3 protein-coding genes and 1 tRNA gene are annotated in these 1,302 nt (G+C 24.1%); 2 read left to right on the top strand and 2 right to left on the bottom strand.

Features of this window, described 5'->3' with window-relative positions; translation table 11 throughout:
* Positions 1 to 296, top strand: a 296-nt coding sequence (locus tag AWT72_RS09310) for an Rnase Y domain-containing protein (RefSeq protein ID WP_156413138.1), incomplete at its 5' end; no start/stop codon positions are given.
* On the opposite strand, the gene AWT72_RS08560 is transcribed toward AWT72_RS09310, so the two are convergent.
* Positions 208 to 558, bottom strand: coding sequence for a hypothetical protein (locus tag AWT72_RS08560; RefSeq protein WP_067143636.1), 351 nt, complete (start codon positions 556 to 558; stop codon positions 208 to 210). The genes AWT72_RS09310 and AWT72_RS08560 overlap by 89 nt on opposite strands.
* Positions 559 to 610: 52 nt before the next feature.
* Positions 611 to 685, bottom strand: a tRNA-Cys gene (locus AWT72_RS08555).
* A 150-nt stretch (positions 686 to 835) separates the two neighbouring features.
* On the opposite strand from AWT72_RS08555, the gene AWT72_RS08550 reads away from it, so the two are divergent.
* Positions 836 to 1,302, top strand: a 467-nt coding sequence (locus AWT72_RS08550; RefSeq protein WP_306765441.1) for a Clp protease N-terminal domain-containing protein, incomplete at its 3' end; no start/stop codon positions are given.

The raw sequence follows: 1,302 nt of genomic DNA, 5'->3' as shown, positions 1-1,302 counted from the left end.
TAAAAATAGTTGATGCAAAAAGAAAATTTGATACTAATAAAAAAGATTTAAATAGAGAATTGGAGGCTTTTAAAAAAGAGGAAAATTTAAAAATTAAAGAAGATATTTTAAATAAAAAAAGGGAAGCCGATCAAGAAATTAAAGAAATGAAACAAGAAATTTCTAAAAAAGAATCTCGATTAGTAAAAAAAGAAGAAAATCTAGATGTCAAGTATCAAAAGTTGGAAGAAAAAGAGAAAAAATTGATGAACAAAAAGAAGATCTTATTAATAGCAAGGATTTTACTTTTCTATTAGATACTATTTCTATATCATCTGGTATTATCAACAAGAAATCATTAAAATCATATTTTTTTATTTCTTTTAATATTACATTGTTTCTCAAACCCTTTATAAAAAACTTATCTATATCATTCTTTTTATTTTGCTTAATTACTTTTAAAAACTCATTTTTACTTTTATTAAATGATGAGTTAACACTTATTTTATCTACATTTTCGACAATAGTAGTACAAGAAACTAATATCATAACTAATGTAGTTAATATTATCTTTTTCATAGCATTCTCCATTATTCATAATAACATACAAAAAAAACCTAGTCAATAGGCTTGGAGGCAGCAATCAGACTCGAACTGATGTAAAAGGTTTTGCAGACCTCCGCCTAAACCCCTCGACCATGCTGCCATACAAAGTTATTATACACAGTTTTCCCTTAATTGTCAAGGATAAAAAAAAGTACTTGACATAAAAAAACAAAGTGCTATAATATAATTACTAGCAGTTAATCTTGTTGAGTGCTAATTCTATTTAAAATATAAATAAGGAAGTGATAATATGGAAAACAAATATACAGAAAAAGCAACATTAGCAATAAATGAAGCAGCTAATTTTGCTAATAATTATAACAATAGTGAAGTAAAAGTAGAGCATTTACTTTTGGCTTTAATAGGTCAAACAAATGGTCTTATACCAAATATATTACAAAAAATGGGAGTAAATATTTCATCTAAAATAAATGAATTAAGAAATAAAATTGATAAATTTCCTAAAATTTCTGGTGATATAAATTTAAGTTTTAGTAGAGAATTATCTACTGTTATTATGAATTCAAGAAAAGAAATGGAAAATTTTTCAGATGAATACATAAGTACAGAGCATCTTTTTTTAGCAAGTATAAATTATACTGATATAAATAAAAAAGTATTTATGGAAGAGTTAAAAAAAGTTAGGGGAAATTCTAAAGTTAATACTCAAAATCCTGAAGGTATATATGACGTATTAAATAAGTACGGTAAAAATTT

Origin of the sequence: Oceanivirga salmonicida, from assembly GCF_001517915.1 — a bacterium.
Lineage (GTDB): Bacteria > Fusobacteriota > Fusobacteriia > Fusobacteriales > Leptotrichiaceae > Oceanivirga > Oceanivirga salmonicida.
The sequence above is the reverse complement of the archived record's forward strand: the minus strand, read 5'-3'. Positions and strand labels throughout refer to the sequence as shown.